We start from the raw sequence: 19,343 nt of genomic DNA, 5'->3' as shown, positions 1-19,343 counted from the left end.
TGGGAGGAAAACATGGCAAAGGTTCCGGTTCAGTTCACGCTCAACGGCTCGGAGAAGGCCGAATTTGTCGACAGCGGCACGACGCTGCTGCACGCGCTGCGCGACAAGATCGGCGACACCTCGCCCAAGGGCGGCTGCCACCAGGGCACCTGCGGCGCCTGTTCGGTCATCATCGACGGCGAACTCCGGCTCTCTTGCCTGACGCTGGCCGAGACCTGCAGCGGCGCCGACATCCGCACCACATCGGGCCTCGCTGAGGCCGGCGTCCTGCATCCGCTGCAGCGTGCCTTCCTCGATGCCTTCGCTACGCAATGCGGCTTCTGCACGCCGGGCATGATCATGGCCGCCAAGGTGCTGCTCGACCACACGCCCAATCCGAGCCGCGAGGATGTGGTCGAGGCGCTGTCCGGCAATATCTGCCGCTGCACCGGCTACGAGCCGATCATCCAGGCGGTGCTGACGGCGGCCCGAGCCAATTCGCAGAACGCGGCCTAAGGATCAAAAGAATGGAACTGCGCAAAAACTATTTCGCCGATCAGCGCAAGGACGGCCTGCACGAGATCGGCCATGGGCGGCCTCGGCTGGATTCGCCGGGACATGTGACGGGCAAGACCGCCTATTTCGCCGACCGCAACTTCCCGAATATGCTTCACCTGAAAATGGTGCGCAGTCCGCACCACCATGCCCGCATCCGTTCGATCGACACTTCCGAAGCGGAGAAGCATCCCGGCGTGGTGAAAATCCTCACCGCCAAGGATGTGCCGCACAATGTCTACACCATCCTGATCCTGATCCAGGTCGGACCGGAAGACGAGACGGTGCTGGCCGACGGCAAGGTACGCTGGAAGGGCGAGGCGGTGGTGGCGGTGCTGGCCGAGACCGAGCGCGCGGCTCAGGAAGCGGCAGCCAAGGTCAAGGTCGACTACGAGGTGCTGCCGGCCGTCTTCGACATGGAAGAAGCGCTGAAGCCTGGCGCGCCTTTGGTCAATGAATATCACGGCCAGAACTATTATCTCTATGACAGCGGCGAATGCCGCAAGGTGCGCTTCGGCGATGTCGAGGCGAGCTTCGCCGGCGCCGACCACATCCTCGAACAGAGTTATCAATCCTCGCCCATCGAGCATGCGCCGACCGAGACCACGGGTTGCGTCGTGGTGCCCGAAGGCAATGATCGCTTCACCTGCTACACCAACACCCAGGCGATGTTCTTCACCCTCGACAACGCCTCGATCATCCTGCAGATGCCCGGCTCAAAACTGCATTTCGTCGGCGGCACTGTCGGCGGCGGCTTTGGCGGCAAGGTCGACGTCATCGTCGAGCCGATCGCCATTCTTGGCGCTAAACAAACCGGACGCCCAGTCTGTTTCGTCTATAGCCGCGAGGAGGAGATGCAGATCTCCTCGCCGCGCGCCGCCGAAAAGATAATCATCAAGGACGGCGTGATGAACGATGGCCGCATCGTTGCGCGCAAGGTGACCGGCTATACCGATGCCGGCGCCTATTCGCGCCATTCGCCTTATGGCGCGCAGAAGGGAGCGGCGCACTATCCCGGGCCCTACACCATTCCCAATGTCTGGATCGACACTTATTGCGTCTACACCAACCGCACTCCCTCCTCCGCGATGCGCGGCTTCGGCGTCACCATCGGCGACTTCGCGCTTGAGGTGCAGATGGACAAGCTGGCGCGGCTGATCGGCATGGACCCCCTCGAATTCCGCTTCATCAACGCCTATCGCGATGGCGACATGAAGGCGCATCGCCAGCCGACCGAAGGAGCGGCGCTGATCGAGTGCATGCAGGAGGCGTCGCGCGCCGCCAACTGGCCGGTGGCGGAGAAGTATATGGCGATGTCCTCCTACACGAAAGGAGCTTGAGATGGCGATAAGGCGCGGACGCGGCGTCGCCGCGATCAACTACCCGACGGGCATGAACCTTGGCGGCGACCCGACGCAGGCGCTGGTGCATTCGACGCCGACCGGCAATTTTATGGTCACACTTTCGTCGGTCGATCTTGGCCAGGGCCTGAAGCAGATCATGGCGCAGATCTGCGCCGAGACCATCGGCGTGCCGACGGACCGGGTTACCATCGACACCGCCGACACCGACACCGGTCCGCACTGCATGGGCACCTTCGCCTCGCGCGGCACCCACCGCGCCGGCAACGCCGTCATCCAGGCGGCCAAGGAAGCGCGCCAGGTGATGCTGGAAGTGGCGGCGGAAGAGCTGGAGGTGAACGCCTCCGATCTCGAAACTGATGGCGAGGGCAACATTCTGGTCAAGGGCGCGCCGCAAAAGTCGATCTCGATCTTCGATGTCGCGCTGTCGGCTCATTTCAAGCGTGGCCGCTCGATCTCAGGCCGCGGCATGTTCCTGATCCCGCGCTCCTATCCGGAGAAAGAGACCGGCGCGATGAAGCCGTCGACCTGCTACGCCCATGCCTGCACGGTGGCCGAGGTCGAGGTCGATGACGAGACGGGCGAGGTTACGGTGCTGACCGTCAAGAACGTCTTTGAGATCGGCCGCGCGCTGAACCCGAAAATGGTCGAGCAGCAACTGGTCGGCGGTTCCTGGATGGGCATCAGCCACGCGCTCTACGAAACGACCGAGCCCTATTATCCCAACCGCGACCATGGCGGCACCGACTTCAACCAGTATCTGATGCCGGGACCGGGCGATCTCGCCCAAACCGAGATCATCGTGCTGGAGCGGCCGTCGGCGGATGGTCCTTACGGTGCCAAAGGACCAGGCGAAATGTGCGCGAACCCGCAGATCCCCGCGGTTGCCAATGCCGTCTTCGACGCCGTCGGCGTGCGCATCGACACGCTGCCGATCACACCGGAGCGCATATTGCGCGCGCTGAAGGCGCAAGCGGCGAACTGAGGACGACATGCAGGAGCCGAATGCCGAGACTGTCGCGACCTCGCCGGAGGCGGTGGCACGCCACCTCGCTGGATCGCGCTACCTCGCCGACGACAGCCTGGCCACCGCCATCTTCCTGGCCATACGGCTCGGCAAGCCGCTGCTGCTGGAAGGCGCGCCCGGCGTTGGCAAGACCGAAGCTGCGAAGGCGATCGCGCAACTGCTTGGCCGCGATCTGGTGCGGCTGCAATGCTATGAAGGCATCGACGCAGCACACGCGCTCTACGAATGGAACTACCAGCGCCAGCTGCTTGCCATCCGCCATGCCGGCGAGCATGAGATCGACATCTATGACGACCGCTTTCTGATCGCGCGGCCATTGCTGCAGGTGCTGCGGGCGCCGGAGCAGCGCGTGCTGCTGGTCGACGAGATCGACCGCTCCGACCACGAATTCGAAGCGCTGCTTCTCGAATTCCTCTCCGACTTCCAGATCAGCATCCCTGAGCGCGGCACGATCCGCGCCGAGGCGCAGCCGATCGTCATCCTGACCTCGAACCGAACCCGCGAACTGGCGGAGGCGCTGCGTCGGCGTTGCGTCTATCACTGGATCGGCTATCCCGACGCCGAGCGCGAAGCCGCCATCATCATGCTGCGCGCCGGCGATGTCGCCGAGACCACCGCGCGCGCCGTGGCGAATGCCGTGCAGTCGATCCGCGCGCGGCCACTGGCCAAGCCGCCCGGCATCTCCGAGGCCGTCGAATGGGCCAACGCCGCCACCATACTGGAGAAAGGCGGCAGCCCATGGCCGCAAGCCTTCCGCCGCGCCATCGGCGTGCTGATCAAGGACGAGGAGGATTTGTCCGCGATCGCGCCGGAGCTTGGTGCCATCGTCGAGGAGGCGCTGGGGTGACGTGTGAGGTCAACAGCTCGTTCACAGCGAGGTGGCCTCACCTGGGCACTCTGCAACGCTGGCGGGACAGCGCCCCCCTCTGTCCTGCCGGACATCTCCCCCACAAGGGGGGAGATCAGCCGTCATCCTGGCTTTCGCCAATCTCCAGCGGCGCAGAAAGAACCGAAGCGCCAAAGCTGCTGATCTCCCCCCTTGTGGGGGAGATGTCCGGCAGGACAGAGGGGGGCGCGAAGGAATGATGCGTCAGGGAACCCTTCCTCTCGCCTCCGCGCCCTTCCTCGACTTCGCCCGGCTGCTGCGCCGCCACGCCTTTGCCGTCGCCCCCGAGCAGGTCTGCAGCTTCATGCAGGCCATAACCCTGCTCGGCCCGCGCTCCATGGCCGACATCCGCGAGGCGGCGCTCGCAACGCTTGCCCCCCCGCCCGATCGCCGCGGCGAATTCGAGGCGCATTTTCGCAATCACTTCCATGGCGATGGCCAACCCTCGATCGAAGGCGAGGAAGACGAGGAAACCCGCATCAAGGACGATCACGGCACGCGCCAGGAGGAGAAACAGACCACGCGCCAGGAGAAAGGCGGCGAGCTGTCGTCGGCAATCGAACAGCTCAGCAGCCGCGACTTCCTCCGCGACAACGATGGCCTTGGGCCCTTCCGCCGCAAGCTCGCTTCAGCCCTCCCCGCCCGCCGCTCATTCCGCACCGTGCGCACCCATTCGCGCGGCAAGCTCGATCTGCGCCGCTCGCTCAGGGAAATCGTCAGCGCCGATGGCGATATCCCCTCGCCGCAGCTCCGCCGCCGCCAAACCGTTTCGCGCAAGCTGCTGATCCTGATCGATGTTTCCGGCTCGATGAAGCTGCATACATCGGATTATCTCAAACTGGCGCACGCCGCCGTACAAGGTGCTGACCGTGCCGAAATCTTCACCTTCGGCACGCGGCTCACCCGCATCACGTCCGCACTGCGTATCCGCGATCGCGACCAGGCTCTCGCCCGAGCGGCGGCACTCGTCGACGACTGGGACGGCGGCACGCGGATGGGACCGACCCTGCTCGCCTTCCTCTCGGTGCCCCGTTTCTCAGCCTTCGCCCGCGGCGCTGCTGTGATCATCCTGTCGGACGCGCTGGAGCGCGGCGACCATGCCGATCTCGAGACCGCAATGCGCCGGCTGAGCGCCCGCGCCTTTCGCCTGTCGCTGGCCACACCGCTGGCCGGTGACCCGCGTTTCCTTCCCGCCACGGCAGCACTCCGCGCCATCTTGCCCGATCTCGACGATCTCATCGACGGCTCGTCGCTCGGGAGCCTCACCGATTTCATCCTGTCGCTCGCCCGCCCGGCCCCGGCGGCGTCGGCAATCTGGAAAAGGGTATCGTGATGCAGAAAGCCATCGACGCGCATTTCCACATCTGGCGCCAGCAGGACCAGCCATGGCTGGTCGGGCCGATGGTGCCACGCATTTTCGGCCCCTACGAGCCGATCCGCCGCGACTATCCGATCGAGGAATTTCTCGCCGATCAGCAAGGCGCAGGTGTCGAGAAGGCCGTCTATGTCCAGACCAACTGGGCCAAGGAGGATTTCGAAAAAGAAGTCGCCTTCCTGCAGAAGACTGCCGACGAGACCGGCTGGCCGCACGCTATCGTCGGCTATACCGATATGACTGTCGACGATGTCCGGCCCCAGATCGATCGATTGAAAAAGTACCCGCTGCTGCGCGGCGTGCGCATGCAGCTGCATTGGCACGAGACGCCGGCCTTCCGCTTCGCTGCCTCGGCCGATCAGGTCATCGACCCCAAGGTGCGGGCCAATGTCGCGCGGCTTAAAGACTATGGCCTGTCCTTCGACCTGCAGCTTTTCCCTGCCCAGATGAAGGACGGGCTGACGCTGGTCGGCGAGAACCCGCAGATCAACTTCATCCTCACCCATGCCGGCATGCTGACCGGCATGGAGCCGGAAACCACCGAGGCCTGGAAAGCCGGCCTGAGTACGCTATCAACAGCGCCGAACTTCTACGCCAAGCTGTCGGGCCTCGGCACCTTCGCCCACCGCAACGATCCGGCGTTGGTTGCCTACATCGTCGACAATGCCATCGACATTCTGGGCGCTGACCACCTGATGTTCGGCTCCAACTTCCCGATCGAAAAACTCTGGACCAGCCACGCCGAACTGATCAAGGCGCATCGTGCCGCGGTAGGCAAGCATGGCGCGGCCGCCGAGGCGGATATCTTCTGGAACACGGCCGAGAAGGTTTATCGGCCGGTGTAAGCGTGGTGCCTTCACAATGCCCGCCCCAGAATCTGGACCATGTGCCGTTTGGCGCCGAAGCTGACCGGGCCTGCGATCCGCGCCGGTCCGAAGCCCTGCGCCTGCCAGAACCGAAGCCCCTGCTCGTTTTCGGTGAGCACACCGAGCTCCACGCGCTTGATCTGTTGCGATTTCAGCCGGTTGAAAAAGTCGGTGCAAAGGGTGCGCCCAACGCCTTGTCCGCGAAGGGCCTTGTCGATCATCAGCAAGGCGATCCACCAGCACCCCGCTTGCGGATAGTCGCGGTCGCAAGACAGCAAGCCGACAAACTCGCCATCGACGGCTTTCAATCCGAACACGAATTTGTCCGCCTCCGTCCGGTTGGGCGGAAAGCTTTCGAACTCCTCCCTTGCGCTGTCGGCTGTGGGCAACTCGCCTCGCTCAAGCAAGACGTAATCCGAGCAAGCCTGATATAACCGCACCAGCCGCGGCGCGTCGTTTCCAATTAGCCCTTCGATCTCGTAGCCGGCGAGCGAAATTGGAAATCTTGTCGTCTTGTCCATGAAACCCTAATCCGGAAGAGCACCCCTCACTTCACCTCGAACTCGGGATCGACCGGAATCTGCATCGCCGTCACCAGATGGTTGGTCTGCCCGGCCAGCCCGATGATCGACACCATCTCGCCATGCTGCGCATCGGTCATGCCTTTGGCGCGGGCAGCTGCCGTATGCGAGTGGACGCAGTAGGAGCAGCCATTGGCGGTCGACACCGCGATATAGATCATTTCCTTGGTCAGCGGGTCGATGGCGCTCTCCGTGGCCATCACCACCTTCACCTGTTCCCATGTCCGTTTCAGCAAGGCCGGATCGTTGGCGAGCCCACGCCAGAAATTGTTGACGAAATCCGATTTGCGCGTCGCGCGGATGTCGTCGAAGACCGCGTTCACGGCCGGGATTTTTTCGACCTCGGCGTCGGTCAGGAGTCTGGTGGCAGCCATGGTGTTTCCTTTCGTTGAATCGATGGATCAGGTCGTTGAATCAGATGTCGAGAAAAGGCGGCTAACCGGCTATTCCAATTCAGTCATACGGAATGACACAGAACCATGGCGATTGGCCGAAGCATCTCAGCGTCGTCATCCACGGGCGAAGCAGGCGCGAAGCGCCGTCGCGGAGACCCGAGGATCCATTCTGCGACCTCGCGCGAGGGATGCAGCGGCGCAAAATTCTGGACCGAAGAAACGCTCAGGAGTCCCGGCATCGATCCTCCGGTCTGCGCTGCGTCGCTACGCTCCTTGCTCCGCCCGTGGATGACGAAGGGATGGACGGCTCGGCTAATCTCCACATTGTTCAACCCAGCAGCACACCCCTTTCGCTTCCTGCTTCAACACCCTAATGAACCGCGGCATACATGATCTTCTCCTCCGTCGCCTCCGCCGGCGAGAACTCCTCCACGATGCGGCCCTGCCGGCACACCAGAATCCGGTCCGACAGGTTCATGATTTCCGGCAGGTAGGACGAGATCACGACCACGGCCAGCCCCTCATCGGCCAGCCGGTTGATGATCTGGTGGATCTCGGCGATGGCGCCGACATCGACGCCGCGCGTCGGCTCGTCGAAGATCACGATACGCGGCTGCTGCACCAGCCCCTTGCCGATCACCACCTTTTGCTGGTTGCCGCCGGAAAGCTCGACCACGCGGGCATTGTCGTTGATCGCCTTGATGTTCAGCGTCTTCGTCCATTCAGCGGAAAGCGTGCGCATCTCCTGCTGGTTGATCACCCAGGCCTTTTCGCGGCCCGCTGCCAGCAGCCCGCCGAACAGGTTCTCGGCGATGCCCATCGTCTCGAAAATGCCCTCGCTCTTGCGGTCCTCGGTAACATAGACGATGCCGTCGGCGACCGCCTCACTGGGCACGAGATAGCGCACCGGCCTGTCGTCGAGTTCAATCGCGCCACCGCGCAAAAAATCGCGCTTGTAGATGCCGGAGACGATCTTGAAGGTCTCGGTGCGGCCGGAGCCGATCAGCCCGAACACGCCGGTGATCTGTCCCTGAAAGATCGAGAAGGAGGTGTTGCGCACGACATTGCTCATCGAAATGTCCTGCACCGACAGCACCTTCTTGCCGGCCTTGCGCAGCCTGGCCTCGTCGCGCTGGCGGTAGATCTGTCCCGACAACGTACGCCCGACCATGGCGGCGACGATCTTGTCGCGGTCGAAGGCCGATGTGTCGTCGGTGATCACCAGTTCGCCATCGCGCAGGATTGTGATGCGGTCGGCGATCATCAGCGCCTCTTCCAATGCATGGCTGATGAAGACGATCGAGACGCCGTTCGCCTTCAGCCGCCGGATCAGTGCGAAAAAGTGCCGCTTCTCCTCCGGCGTCAGCGTCGCCGTAGGCTCGTCGAAGATGATGATCTCGGCATTGTGGTGAACGGCGCGCGCGATCTCGACCATCTGACGCTTGGCCGCGCCGAGCGTTGCCACCATGGCGTTCGGGTCGACCGGGAAGTTCAGCGATTGCAAAAACTGTTGCGCCGAAATGTAGGTGCCGCGCAGCCGGTTGAGAAACTTTTCGGTGCCGAGATAGAGGTTCTGCGCCACTGTCATCGACGGCACCAGGCTGGTCTCCTGGAACACCATGGCGATGCCGGCCTCGAGCGCCGCATGCGGCGAGGCGTAGGCGATCTCGCCGCCTTTGTGGAACATCTTGCCGGAAGTGGCGTCGACGACGCCGGCAATGATCTTGGTCAGCGTCGATTTTCCGGCGCCATTCTCGCCGAGCAGCGCGTGGATTTCGCCCTTGCGCAGTTCGAAGCTGACTTGTCTGACCGCGGGCACGCCGCGATAGTTCTTGGTGACATTTTCCAGGCGCACGATCGGTTCCATCAGAGACCTCCTGCGTCGATGGCCAGCACGCAATCGCCGCCCCTGGAGGCGATGAACAGGCGGCCGTCCGTTTCCGCCACGCTGCAGATGCCATGGCGCGTGCCGTCGGCGCGGCTGTGCAGGCTGAATTGCGGCTGCATGTTCTGATCGAGCCTGACCACCAGCCCATAGGAGCGGCTCGGCGACCAGGGCTTGTGGATGCCCATGGTGCGGATGCCGCCGCATTGCAGCGGTTCGAGGAAGCTGCGATTGGAGGCCAAAGCCGGCGCGATCCAGTAGGCCGGCGCCACCTGGTCTAGCATGTCGCGCCGATAGTGGGTTTCCTGGAGAACGAATTCGATCAGCCGGTTGCGTGGCGCGAACAGAGCCAGCCACGCGCCGCCCTCGCCGGCCGGCGCGAGGCGCGCGGGATAGCCGGGCAGATGCGTCAGCACGGTCGAGCGGCTACCGGTCGCACCATCGAAGCGAACGAGCTGATGGCGCCAGCTTTCGCTGACCAGCACATCCCGCCCAATGGGATGCAGCCCATAGGGAAAGGCGATATCGCCGGCCACTTTGCGGAACTCGGCGGCGGCCGCGTCCCGCCTCCAAAGCGAACCGGACGCGCCCTTCTTCATCAGGTCGGCGGCCCATTGCGACGACGTGTGCTCAGCCGAGCCATTGGCCAGCCACAACGTGCCGTCGTCTGCATAGGCAAGCGCGGTGATGCAGCTGACGCCGGCCGGCAGCGAAACCTCCTTGCCGGCAACCAGCAGCTTGCCGCTTTCCAACCCCACCGTCAGTTCGCCCGACAGTGATAGAGCCAGCGCCGTGATGGGGGAAAGAAAGGTCCCGACAACTTTCGGCTCCACCCCTGCGGCAAGCGAATATACCGCATTGCCGCTGGAAACGAGCAGCCGGCCATCGGCAACCAGAAGATTGTCGGGCTCCGTCAAATCGGCGAACACTGGCGCCTCGTCCAGCCGCGTGTTGGGACGGAAGGCACCGTCGAGCGGTGGGATGGTCACCGCCTTGCCACGAAACAGGTCGAGCACAGGATCGAGGATCATGGCTTCGCTCCCCAGTAAGAAGCGGAGCTGGTCCAGTTCGGGTCGGCGCCCGCAATCTTGTAGCGGCCGATGCGGTTGTTAAGGATGCCGCCGACGAACAGGAAACCCTTGTGCTCGCGCATCGAGGTGACCATCGGATGCGCGCCGCCGGTGAGGTCGCCCATCGCCTCGACAATGCCGCCCTTGTCGTTGAATTTCACCACGCCGCCGGTGTTGATGTTGGGGAACAGCCACTCGTCCTGCGGCAGCCGGCGCGTCATGCGCTTGCGCATATCGGGATGGCGCAGCGACAGGTCGAAGCTCGGCGTGCGCATGCCGAGCCATGCCATCCAGTAATTGCCGTCCGACGCCCGGTTGATGTTGTCGGGATAGCCCGGCATGTCGCGGATGACGCATTCGGCGGTGCCTGCTTTCGGCCCTTCCAGCCAGTATCGATGCACACGGCAGGCCCAGCTCTCAGCGAAGAACAGCGACTTCCCGTCATGCGCCATGCACACGCCATTGGTGTAGCGGTAGCCGTCGAGCAGTGTCTTCGTCGAACCGTCCTTCGGGTCATAAACCAGCAGCCGGCCGGTGGCGCGGTTCTCGATCGAGTCCAGCGCCCAATCGTGGGCGTCATAGCGCTTGGTGGAGTCAGTGAAATAGATCCGCCCGTCCGGCGCGATGTCGCAATCGTTGGGGTCGCGCAGCCGCGCATCGTCGACGATCGAGGTCCAGGAACGCGACGTCTCGGCCGACAGGCGCTTCACTTCCCGATCCGGCGAGACGGAATAGAGCCCCATGGCGCCGACGCAGCTGATCAGATTGCCCGATTTGTCGAAGGCCAGGCCCAGCGGAAAGCCGCCGATGTGGGCAAACACCTCCGACTTAACGTAATCCGGCGCGAAGAAGCGGACGATCTCGCCATGGCGCGTGCCGCAATAGAGGTGATCGTCGCGGTCGAGGATGACGTCTTCCGGCCCTTCCAACTCGCCGAGCCCGATATGGTCGGCCGCCGACAGCCGGTTGTCGAGCGCGTAGGGCGTGCCTGAGCCCGGCACCGCAGACTGTGTCTCGCCCATCTTGAGATAGACCGGCGCGACATAGACTTCGTTGAGCACCTTATGGCGGTTCTTCAGCCAGCGAATGTCGATCGTCACTGCCACCGCCAGCATGATGCCCAGCACCATCTGGTTGGTGCCGGTGCCATAGCCCAGCCGGATCAGCCCGTTGGTCATGGTCAGCACGATGATGGCGCCCATCAGCCCCTTGATGACCGAGCCGCGGCCACCACCCAGGCTGACGCCGCCGACCACCGCCGCCGTCAGCGCCATGATCTCAAGGTTGAGGCCGGTGCCCGGCCCTGCCCCACTCAGGCGGCAAGCGATCAGGAAGCCGCCGATCGAGGCGCAGAAGCCGGAAAAGACATAGGTCATGAACACGGTGCGGCGCACGCGAATGCCGGCATTGTGCGCCGAGCGCCTAGATCCGCCGACCGCCAGCACATGCCAGCCCGGCCGTGAGCGCGTCAGCGCGATATGGGTGACGATGGCAAGAATGATCGCCAGCCACACCGAGACCGAAAGCCCCCAGAAGGTGCTGTCGCCGATGAAGTCGAGCACATCGGATGTCGCCTGGGAAAGCTGCACGTCTGCGGCATAGGTGGTGACGAGAATATCGAACAGCGCCCGGCCAAAAATGAAGGTGACCAGCGTAGTCAGAAAGGCGCGCAGCCTGAGATAGCCGACGAGGTAGCCGTTGACGGCGCCGAAGATGAGGCCGGTGGCGAGCGATGCCGCCACCGCCAGCCAGATAGACTGTTCGAGAATGAAGAAGACATAGACGGCGGAGAAGCAGGACAGCGCGAAGATCGAACCGACGGACAGATCGATGCCGCCGCCCAGCATCACCACCGTCATGCCGGTGACCACCATCGAGAACTCGCCGAGCTGGCGGGTCGATTCCTGCAGCGAGGTCAGCTTGAAGAAGCCGGGAATGATCGAGCCGAACACGCTGAGCGTCGCCACCAGCGCCAGGAACGGAATGGCGTTGTCGGTCCAGCGTTTTGTCAGGATCTCGCCGACCAGATGGTCGGGCACGAGATTGTAGCGCCAGGACTGGAGGCGTTCGCGAAAGGACATCGGCGGCTGCTATTCCATGAGGGAACGAGGTGACCGGATTGTCCAGCCACCTCGTTTATTTCAGTCGAAAAAGCGCGGCTTACTTCGCCGCCGCTTCGGCCTGCAGCGCCTTCAGGTCCCAGCAGCTGTCGGGCTTGAGGTCGGCCTTGGTCGTAGCCTTCTCCAGCGTGTAGATGTAGGTGTGCGACGTGCCGGCCGGCTGGCCGCTCTGCAGCAGGAACTTGATGATAGCGTTCATGTCGCCGGACTGGCGAGCCAGATCGGTCATCACCACGGCGCCGTAAGTTCCGTCCTGCAATTTGTCGCAATCGGCCGCCTTCTCGCCGCCGCCGGTGGTGACCAAAAAGACCTTGCCGTCGAGCTTGGCGTCGCGGATGGCGGCGGATGCGCCGGTGGCGTCGCCATCCCAGAAGTCGATGATCGAGCAGATGTCAGGGTTCTGCTGCAGCATTGTCGTCGTCACGTTGCGCGACGTCGTCGGATCCCAGTTGGAGTCGGGCTTGGCCACGACTTTGAAGTCGGGGTGCTTCTCCAGCACCTTCATGATGCCGGCATACTGGTAGAGACTGGACGAGTTGGCCTGATCACCCTGCACAAGGCCGATCTTCTTCGACGAATTCTCGCCGCAGCCCTTGATCGCCGCTTCGGCCTCGAGTTGGCCGAGCCGGTCCCAGTCACTGCCGACAAAGGCGTCGGCCGGGAAGTTGGCGGGGTTGTCGACCAGTATGACGTAGGTTCCGGCAGCCTGCGCCTTCTTCATCAGCTTGGAATAGGAGTTGAGGTCCGGCGCATGGATGATCAGCACGTCCGGCCTTGTGTCGGACGAGATCGCGTCGGTGATCGCCTGTGCGCCGGCATCGACGACCCAGTTCGGATCGCGTGTTTCGAAGGTGCCGCCCCAGGCTTCGACTTCCGTCTTCAGATAGTGCGACCAGCCCTGCGCAAGGTCGAAGCCCATCGCCAGCGGCACCAGCATGACGCGCTTGCCCTTGAGCGCCTGCGCGTAAGCGGCCGGGCCCGGATCGTCGGCGGCGAAGGTCGGCGCGACGAAGGCGGCAGCGGCAAGCGCCGTGGCGGCCGCCATCAGTGTTCTGATCAGTTTCATGTCACATCCTCTGTTTTTCACTTATTGCCGGCCGGTCCGCATGACCCGTCGGGTACCCCTTAGATGTCGCCCTGCTGCGCGGTCTGTTCGTCGCGCGGATTGATGATGCCGTCGACGATGATGGCTCCGAGCAGGATCGCCGCCTTGATCAGGTTTTGATAGAGCAGCGGAATGTCGATGATGGTCATCGCGTTCGACAGGATGCCGATAAGTGCAGCGCCCACCAGCACGTTGCGCACTCCGCCCCGCCCGCCGGACAGGCCGATGCCGCCGATCACCGCCACCAGCACGATGTCATAGAGCAGCGTCGAGTTGACGACGCGGGTGTTGATCGAGTGCAGGCTCGACGCCGTCAGCAGGCCGGCGATCAGCGCGACGAAGGCCGAAACCACATAACGCAGCACCAGCATTGGCCGCACCGGAATGCCGATGTTGCGCGCGGCGACCGGATTGTCGCCGGCGAAATAGATGTAGCGGCCCCATTTGGTGTAGCGCAGGAACAGGAAGAACAGGAAGGCGAGCCCGGCGAAGACGAACACTTCGATCGGAATGTCGAGGAAACGCAGGCCGCCGAGCAACTCCACCCAATGGCCCTGAGGCACCGGCACCGCATCCTGTGTGATCAGTTGCGAGCGGACATAGCCGAAGACGAAGGAGCCGGTCGCCAGCGTCACGAAGATCGCCGGCACGTCGGCATAAGCGACGAGAAAACCGTTGAGCAGGCCGATGGCGAGCACGCCTGCCAGCACATAGGCGAAGGCGAGCCCATCAGGCGTTCCGGCGTTGAGCAATTGTAGATACCAGGCGACCGACATCGCCATGATCGCCACCGCCGACAGGTCGATGCCCCTGCCGATTATGACGACCGCCATGCCGAGCGCCAAAATGCCCAGCACCGACACCGAGCGGACGATGGCAACGAGATTGTTGGCAGCGATGAAACCAGGCAGCCCAATGGCAGCGGCGACGAACAGCACCACGGCGATGGCAAAGACAATGCCTTCCTGATTCAGGCTCCTGACATTTGGCCAGCCAATCGTGTTCATGTCTGCATTCGCCCCGATGGCAGCTCTGCCACCCCTTCCGAAGAAAGCTAATCGGCCCGGCGCCGCTTCGTCAAATGAATCCGCGCTCGGAACGCCCGTTGGCAGTGATAATCTTCCAGTGGACGCACCGATTGCTAGAACTGGCGCAATCCTAGGAAAAGGCTGCGCTTTTGGCATTCCGTTGCGCCATTGCGCGTATGCGCGAAGGTGCCGTTCTGAGGCGAAAGCACAAGGCGGAATTTAATTGCCGCCTGAGCGGCGAAAATCGCGAATTCAGGTCCTGGTCATGTGGCCTGAAACTTCGGCGCCTGCACCGGGCGGCAGCACGAGGAACCGCAACGCCGCCACCAGCCCGATGGCGCCGATGACCAGGAAGGCGGTGCGAAAATCGACGAGGTCGAGCGCCGGCCGGTCCCTGACGATCTGCGACAGGTTGAGGATGGCAGCCGCCACCGCCACGCCGAACAGCATCGACATCTGCTGCAGCATGGACGACAAAGTCGCCGCCGAGTTGCGCTGCGCGGCATCGATGTCGGCGAAAGCCAGAGTATTCAGCGCCGTGAACTGCATCGAGCGCGTCAGGCCGGCGATCAGCATCAGCATCACTACCAGCGCCTGCGGCGTTTCGGGCGAGATCGCCGCGCAGGCCATGATCGAGGCCGAGGCGATCAGGCCGTTGACGACCATGACCGTGCGAAAACCAAAGCGCCGCAGCGTCGGCGTCGTCACCGTCTTCATGCCGAGATTGCCGAGGAAGTAGGCCAGGATCATCAAGCCGGCATCGACCGGCGAAAGGCCAAAGCCGACCTGAAACAGCAGCGGCAAAAGGAACGGCGTGGCGTTGATCGCCACGCGAAAAATGGTGCCGGCGGCAAGCGTCGAGATGGCGAAGGTCTGCACCCTGAACGCGCTGAGATCGAGCAGCGGATGCGGCGCGCGCCGGAGATGCCGCACCGCCAGCCAGCCGATGACGATGCCGGCGGCAACCAGCAGCACGGCGGGCAAGGCGCCGTCTTCCGGATGTGCGATGCGCTCAAGGCCGTAGAGCAGCAGCGCGAGCCCCAGCGACGTGAGGAAAAACCCCGGCCAATCCAGCGGCTTGGGATCGGCCGCGCGGTCGCCCGGAATGAAGCGCGCGACCAGCGCCAGCCCGACGAGCCCAAGCGGGAAGTTGATGAAGAAATTCCAGTGCCAGGAGAGATAGGTTGTGATGAAGCCGCCAAGCACCGGCCCGACCACGGGCGCAAACAACGCCGGCCAGGTGATCAGCGCCGTGGCGTTGAGCAGCTCCGATTTCGACGCACTGCGCAGCACCAGAATTCGCCCGACCGGCGTCATCAGCGCGCTGCCAAGGCCTTGCACGACGCGAGCGGCAACGAACTGAGGCAGACTTTGCGAGAAGCCGCAGGCCAGCGAGGCCAGCGTGAACAGTACGATCGCCAGCAGGAAGATGTTGCGCGCGCCGAAGCGGTCGGCAAGCCAGCCCGACAGCGGCACGAACACTGCCATGGTCAGCATATAGGCGGTGATGCCGATGCTCATCGCCACCGCCGGCACGCCGAAGGATTGTCCCATCTGCGGCAGCGAGGTCGAGATGATCGTCGAATCCAGCAGCTGCATGAAAAAGGCGATGGCAACGATCAACGCCACGCGCCGCGCATTGCTGGCGGTTACGGCGGAGGCCTCGGTGTCGGGAACGGCAGTCATGGCGAACCGCGTTGAACAGCATATGGCTGGCCCCGTCCAGAGCTTATCCAACAAACTTCCGTGTCGGCTCGCAGCCTGTTATGGATGGGCGGGCGGCCAAGGACATTGCATGAAGCCTATCTATATCGACTACCTCAATGGCCTCGATATCGAAGCCCTGGAGATGACCGACGGCGAAATCATTGCCGCTGTCGAAGCCGGGCTTATCGCGCAAGGCAATGGCCAGACGGTGATCGAGCCGCGCGTCCATCTTGAACCCGCCCCTTCCTTCCATGGCCATTTCAACGTTCTGCGCGGCTACGTTGCGCCGCTCGATACGGCGGGCGTGAAAATCGTCGGCGACTATGTCGACAACTATCTGCACGGGCTCCCTTCAGAATTTGGCATTTTGAACCTGTTCGATCCGCGCACCGGCACGCCGCGCGCCATTCTCGACGCCACCGTCATCACCGACATGCGCACCGGCGCCGTCACCGCCATTGGCGCCAAACATCTGGCGCGCAAGAACTCCAAGGTGCTGGCCCATATCGGCGCGCGCGGCACCGCCTATTGGAATGTGCGCCTGCTCGACCATCTCTTCGACTTCGACGAGATCCGCGTCCATTCGCGCCGCCCGGAAAGCCGCGACGGCTTCGCCGCCAAACTCTCGGCCGATCTCGGCAAGAAAGTTACCGCGGTTGCCGACTGGGAAAGCTGCATCAAGGGCGCCGACATCGTCGTCGAGGCCTCGCGGCTGCCGGAGCCGCAGCCGCTGCTCAAGACCGAATGGATCAAGCCCGGTGCGCTGGTCGTGCCCTATGGTACGATGAGCGCGGTGGAGCTGTCATTGACCGACATCATGCAGAAAATGGTCGTCGACGACTGGGGCCAGTGCAAAGGCGGCAAGTTCGGCTCGCTGCGCGCCCATGTCGAGACCGGGCGGCTGGGCGAAGCGACGCTGCACGCCGAGCTCGGCCAGATCGCTGCCGGTCTCAAGCCGGGACGCCAGAGCGACGACGAGACGATCCTGTTCTGGCATCGCGGCCTGTCGCTGTCCGACATTGCGCTGGGCAAGGCGATGCTGGCCAAGGCTGCTGATAAAGGCATCGGCCAGAGGCTGCGCTTCGCATGAGCGCGCTCGTCCTCACCGGCGCCGGCGTCAGCGTCGAGGACGTTGCGCAGGTCGCCCGCGGCGGCCGCAAGGTCGAGGTTGAACCGACAGTCATCGAGAGGCTCGACAAAGCGCGAAAAGTGCTCGATCAGGTCGCCGCGTCCGGTCAGCAAATCTATGGGCTCAACACCGGGCTCGGCGCCAATCTCGGCACATCGGTCGAGGGCGATGCCAGCGCCTTCCAGCGCCAGTTGCTGGAAGGGCGAAGCGGCGCTGTCGGCGAACCGTTGCCCCAAGAGGCGGTGCGGGCGACCATGCTTGCGCGCGCAGCGATGCTGGCAGTCGGCGGCTCCGGCATTTCGCCGGCGGCTTTCACCGCCCTTGTCGATGCGCTCAATGCAGGCGTGCATCCGGTAATGCCGCAGTTGGGCTCGATCGGCGCCGGCGATCTCGTGCTGATGGCGGCGCTCGCCCGTCTGCTGACCGGCGACGGCGAAGCTGACTATCAGGGTCGGCGCATGCCGGCGGCCAAGGCGTTGATGATGGCGCGGTTGGCTCCGATCAGCCTGGCGCCGAAAGACGGCCTGTCGCTGATCAACGCCTCGGCGGTATCAGCCGGCACTGGCGCGTTGGTACTGGCCGACGCGCTGTCGGCCTTTGCGCAACAGCAGCAGGCGGGAGCGCTGACCATGGAAGGGTTTGGCGCCAACCGCACCATCCTCGATCCGCGCCTGCATCTGGCGCGGCCGGCAGCCTGCCAGCAACTCGCGGCCAAGGGCCTGCGCGACCTGCTTGCCCGTGACGAGGAGCCGGCGCCGACCACCTTGCAGGACCCGTTGTCGATCCGCTGCATGCCGTCGATCCATGGTGCATTGATCCAGGCGATCGATCAGGCGCGGCTGGCGCTGGAGATCGAACTCAATGCCGCCGCCGACAATCCGCTGGTGCTGGGCGATGACGGGCTGGTTCTGTCGACCGGCAATTTCCACACCGCATCGCTGGCGCTTGCCTTCGAGACGCTCGGCCTGGCGATCGCGCAATGTGCCGCGGCAAGCGTTGCCCGCTTGATCCAGCTCGCCGGCTCCTGCCGCAACGGCCTGCCAAAATATTTGTCACCGGTCGGCGGCGCCTCGGCCGGTTTCGTGCCGCTGCAAAAGACCGCAACGGCAATCCTGGCCGGCATCCGCCACAAGGCCAATCCGGTGATGCTGGATTTCTTGGCCGTATCCGAAGGCGTCGAGGACCATGCGACGCAGACCCCTCTGGCGGTGTCGAAATGCGCCGAAATGATCGCGTTGTGGCGACGGCTGATCGCCTTCGAATTGATGGCCGCCGCCCAGGCAGTCGATCTGCGCGATGGCCTTAAGCTGGCGCCCGGCACAGCAGCGGTCCATACCGCGGTGCGCGCGCATGTAGCGATGCTCAGGGAGGACCGGCCGCTGGGAACGGATGCCGAGGTGCTCCATGCCATGCTCGCTGACGGAACATGGCAAGGTGCAGCGATGATCGGCAAGGAGGCCGAGTAGTTAGCCCTTTGCGTCCACCCGTTTCATGAACAGGCTGAGCTCGGCCGGATCCATGCGCACGACATGCCTGTCTTCCGGATAGGCGCCGCTATCGACGTCGGCAACGTACTCGGAAAACGCCGCGACGCGTTCCGCCTGCAGACGATCGTACTCGGCGGCGAAGTTGCGGTAGACCTTGGAATGGCGCGGCATGTGGCCCCGGTTCTGGCCAAGAATATCGTCGGCAAACAGATATTGCGCGTCGCAGCCGGTGCCCGCACCCATCGACAGCATGATCAGCGAGGTCCGTTCCGAGATCGCCTTCGCCACCTCGATCGGCACCACTTCGATCTCGGCGCCGAGAGCTCCAACGGCCTCATACTGCTTGACCGCCTCAAAAATCTGCATGGCGGTGTCGGCGGTCTTGCCGACGGCCTTGAAGCCGCCGGTCCAGGTGGCGCGGGACGGAATGAGGCCGACATGGCCGATGACGGGGATCGCGTCGTCGGCGAGCCGCTTCACGGTGGCGAAACCGGCGCTGCAATAAACGGCGTCGGCGCCGGCCTTGTAGAGCCGGAACGCCCAGCGCAGGAAATCGTCCGCCGTGCCGATCTCATAAAAATTCTCGCCCGGCATGGTGAACAGGCTGGGCGCCGCATCGCGATACTCAGGGTTGAGCACCAGCTCGGGCGGCACCGAGACGATATCGACCCCTGCCCGCTCGGCAGCCTCGGCCTCGTCCATGGTCAGGACGCGCAGCATGGTCAGCTGGCGCTTGCCCTTCATGGCGCGTAGATCGGCGACGGTCGGTCTCTTTCGGCTCATCGGG

The 19,343-nt window shown here is 63.8% G+C and carries 17 protein-coding genes and 1 pseudogene; 9 read left to right on the top strand and 9 right to left on the bottom strand.

The genetic code is table 11. From position 1 onward, the window contains the following. The first annotated feature begins 12 nt into the window (after window positions 1-12). The 7 genes and pseudogenes from NKJ75_RS11425 (at window position 13) to NKJ75_RS11400 (ending at window position 6,028) form a co-directional block, all read left to right on the top strand. The gene (locus tag NKJ75_RS11425; RefSeq protein WP_023752952.1) at window positions 13-495 is read left to right on the top strand and encodes a (2Fe-2S)-binding protein; all 483 of its coding nucleotides are present in this window, start codon (window positions 13-15) and stop codon (window positions 493-495) included. Window positions 496-506: 11 nt separating this feature from the next. Further along, on the top strand, window positions 507-1,874 hold the full coding sequence (locus NKJ75_RS11420) for a xanthine dehydrogenase family protein molybdopterin-binding subunit (RefSeq protein WP_352499685.1): 1,368 nt from the start codon (window positions 507-509) through the stop codon (window positions 1,872-1,874). Between the two features lies 1 nt (window position 1,875). Next, window positions 1,876-2,880, top strand: a complete 1,005-nt coding sequence (locus NKJ75_RS11415; RefSeq protein ID WP_023690781.1) for a xanthine dehydrogenase family protein molybdopterin-binding subunit — start codon at window positions 1,876-1,878, stop codon at window positions 2,878-2,880. Window positions 2,881-2,887: 7 nt separating this feature from the next. After that, window positions 2,888-3,769 (top strand): AAA family ATPase, encoded by an 882-nt coding sequence (locus tag NKJ75_RS11410; protein WP_023736011.1) that lies wholly within the window; start codon window positions 2,888-2,890, stop codon window positions 3,767-3,769. Between the two features lie 3 nt (window positions 3,770-3,772). Next, window positions 3,773-4,002, top strand: a pseudogene (locus NKJ75_RS32855) (hypothetical protein); the annotation flags it as partial. A gap of 2 nt (window positions 4,003-4,004) precedes the next feature. Further along, window positions 4,005-5,141: a vWA domain-containing protein gene (locus NKJ75_RS11405; protein ID WP_352499684.1), complete on the top strand. Its 1,137-nt coding sequence runs from the start codon at window positions 4,005-4,007 to the stop codon at window positions 5,139-5,141. Beyond that, window positions 5,141-6,028: an amidohydrolase family protein gene (locus NKJ75_RS11400; RefSeq protein WP_352499683.1), complete on the top strand. Its 888-nt coding sequence runs from the start codon at window positions 5,141-5,143 to the stop codon at window positions 6,026-6,028. The genes NKJ75_RS11405 and NKJ75_RS11400 overlap by 1 nt, the downstream gene beginning before the upstream one ends. Before the next feature lie 11 nt (window positions 6,029-6,039). Here NKJ75_RS11400 and NKJ75_RS11395 read toward each other — a convergent pair whose 3' ends face one another. The 8 genes from NKJ75_RS11395 to NKJ75_RS11360 all read right to left on the bottom strand — a co-directional run bounded on the left by NKJ75_RS11395 (window position 6,040) and on the right by NKJ75_RS11360 (window position 15,919). Continuing rightward, window positions 6,040-6,570, bottom strand: coding sequence for a GNAT family N-acetyltransferase (locus NKJ75_RS11395; RefSeq protein WP_352499682.1), 531 nt, complete (start codon window positions 6,568-6,570; stop codon window positions 6,040-6,042). Between the two features lie 26 nt (window positions 6,571-6,596). After that, complete coding sequence (locus NKJ75_RS11390; RefSeq protein ID WP_352499681.1) at window positions 6,597-7,004, bottom strand: carboxymuconolactone decarboxylase family protein; 408 nt, start codon at window positions 7,002-7,004, stop codon at window positions 6,597-6,599. 391 nt (window positions 7,005-7,395) lie between these two features. Beyond that, window positions 7,396-8,892 (bottom strand): sugar ABC transporter ATP-binding protein, encoded by a 1,497-nt coding sequence (locus tag NKJ75_RS11385; RefSeq protein WP_023668180.1) that lies wholly within the window; start codon window positions 8,890-8,892, stop codon window positions 7,396-7,398. After that, window positions 8,892-9,941, bottom strand: coding sequence for a hypothetical protein (locus NKJ75_RS11380; RefSeq protein WP_027050677.1), 1,050 nt, complete (start codon window positions 9,939-9,941; stop codon window positions 8,892-8,894). Before NKJ75_RS11380 ends, NKJ75_RS11385 begins: the two co-directional genes overlap by 1 nt. Next, complete coding sequence (locus NKJ75_RS11375; protein WP_352499680.1) at window positions 9,938-12,061, bottom strand: ABC transporter permease; 2,124 nt, start codon at window positions 12,059-12,061, stop codon at window positions 9,938-9,940. The genes NKJ75_RS11380 and NKJ75_RS11375 overlap by 4 nt, the downstream gene beginning before the upstream one ends. Before the next feature lie 79 nt (window positions 12,062-12,140). Continuing rightward, entirely contained in the window at window positions 12,141-13,166 is a 1,026-nt protein-coding gene (locus NKJ75_RS11370) for a sugar ABC transporter substrate-binding protein (RefSeq protein WP_352499679.1), read from the bottom strand. A 59-nt stretch (window positions 13,167-13,225) separates the two neighbouring features. After that, window positions 13,226-14,212 (bottom strand): ABC transporter permease, encoded by a 987-nt coding sequence (locus NKJ75_RS11365; protein WP_023668176.1) that lies wholly within the window; start codon window positions 14,210-14,212, stop codon window positions 13,226-13,228. Window positions 14,213-14,485: 273 nt separating this feature from the next. Continuing rightward, window positions 14,486-15,919, bottom strand: coding sequence for a DHA2 family efflux MFS transporter permease subunit (locus tag NKJ75_RS11360; protein ID WP_352499678.1), 1,434 nt, complete (start codon window positions 15,917-15,919; stop codon window positions 14,486-14,488). A gap of 109 nt (window positions 15,920-16,028) precedes the next feature. Between NKJ75_RS11360 and NKJ75_RS11355 the strand changes: the two genes are divergently transcribed. Together NKJ75_RS11355 and NKJ75_RS11350 are read left to right on the top strand one after the other, a co-directional pair. Continuing rightward, window positions 16,029-17,030, top strand: a complete 1,002-nt coding sequence (locus NKJ75_RS11355) for an ornithine cyclodeaminase family protein (RefSeq protein ID WP_352499677.1) — start codon at window positions 16,029-16,031, stop codon at window positions 17,028-17,030. Then, a complete protein-coding gene (locus NKJ75_RS11350; RefSeq protein WP_352499676.1) occupies window positions 17,027-18,535 on the top strand; it encodes an HAL/PAL/TAL family ammonia-lyase in 1,509 nt (502 codons plus the stop codon). Before NKJ75_RS11355 ends, NKJ75_RS11350 begins: the two co-directional genes overlap by 4 nt. On the opposite strand, the gene NKJ75_RS11345 is transcribed toward NKJ75_RS11350, so the two are convergent. After that, window positions 18,536-19,339, bottom strand: a complete 804-nt coding sequence (locus NKJ75_RS11345; protein WP_023682254.1) for a 3-methyl-2-oxobutanoate hydroxymethyltransferase — start codon at window positions 19,337-19,339, stop codon at window positions 18,536-18,538. Window positions 19,340-19,343: the final 4 nt, after the last annotated feature.

The sequence above is a fragment of the Mesorhizobium sp. M0058 genome (genome assembly GCF_040323095.1).
GTDB lineage: Bacteria > Pseudomonadota > Alphaproteobacteria > Rhizobiales > Rhizobiaceae > Mesorhizobium.
This window is presented reverse-complemented; position numbering and strand designations above follow the sequence as displayed.

Coding starts and splice junctions, on each gene's coding strand:
- NKJ75_RS11345 (WP_023682254.1), bottom strand. CDS start 19,339: ATGAGCCGAAAGAGACCGACCGTCGCCGATCTACGCGCCATGAAGGGC.
- NKJ75_RS11410 (WP_023736011.1), top strand. CDS start 2,888: ATGCAGGAGCCGAATGCCGAGACTGTCGCGACCTCGCCGGAGGCGGTG.
- NKJ75_RS11425 (WP_023752952.1), top strand. CDS start 13: ATGGCAAAGGTTCCGGTTCAGTTCACGCTCAACGGCTCGGAGAAGGCC.
- NKJ75_RS11390 (WP_352499681.1), bottom strand. CDS start 7,004: ATGGCTGCCACCAGACTCCTGACCGACGCCGAGGTCGAAAAAATCCCG.
- NKJ75_RS11370 (WP_352499679.1), bottom strand. CDS start 13,166: ATGAAACTGATCAGAACACTGATGGCGGCCGCCACGGCGCTTGCCGCT.
- NKJ75_RS11375 (WP_352499680.1), bottom strand. CDS start 12,061: ATGTCCTTTCGCGAACGCCTCCAGTCCTGGCGCTACAATCTCGTGCCC.
- NKJ75_RS11385 (WP_023668180.1), bottom strand. CDS start 8,892: ATGGAACCGATCGTGCGCCTGGAAAATGTCACCAAGAACTATCGCGGC.
- NKJ75_RS11400 (WP_352499683.1), top strand. CDS start 5,141: ATGCAGAAAGCCATCGACGCGCATTTCCACATCTGGCGCCAGCAGGAC.
- NKJ75_RS11415 (WP_023690781.1), top strand. CDS start 1,876: ATGGCGATAAGGCGCGGACGCGGCGTCGCCGCGATCAACTACCCGACG.
- NKJ75_RS11395 (WP_352499682.1), bottom strand. CDS start 6,570: ATGGACAAGACGACAAGATTTCCAATTTCGCTCGCCGGCTACGAGATC.
- NKJ75_RS11355 (WP_352499677.1), top strand. CDS start 16,029: ATGAAGCCTATCTATATCGACTACCTCAATGGCCTCGATATCGAAGCC.
- NKJ75_RS11365 (WP_023668176.1), bottom strand. CDS start 14,212: ATGAACACGATTGGCTGGCCAAATGTCAGGAGCCTGAATCAGGAAGGC.
- NKJ75_RS11350 (WP_352499676.1), top strand. CDS start 17,027: ATGAGCGCGCTCGTCCTCACCGGCGCCGGCGTCAGCGTCGAGGACGTT.
- NKJ75_RS11420 (WP_352499685.1), top strand. CDS start 507: ATGGAACTGCGCAAAAACTATTTCGCCGATCAGCGCAAGGACGGCCTG.
- NKJ75_RS11405 (WP_352499684.1), top strand. CDS start 4,005: ATGATGCGTCAGGGAACCCTTCCTCTCGCCTCCGCGCCCTTCCTCGAC.
- NKJ75_RS11380 (WP_027050677.1), bottom strand. CDS start 9,941: ATGATCCTCGATCCTGTGCTCGACCTGTTTCGTGGCAAGGCGGTGACC.
- NKJ75_RS11360 (WP_352499678.1), bottom strand. CDS start 15,919: ATGACTGCCGTTCCCGACACCGAGGCCTCCGCCGTAACCGCCAGCAAT.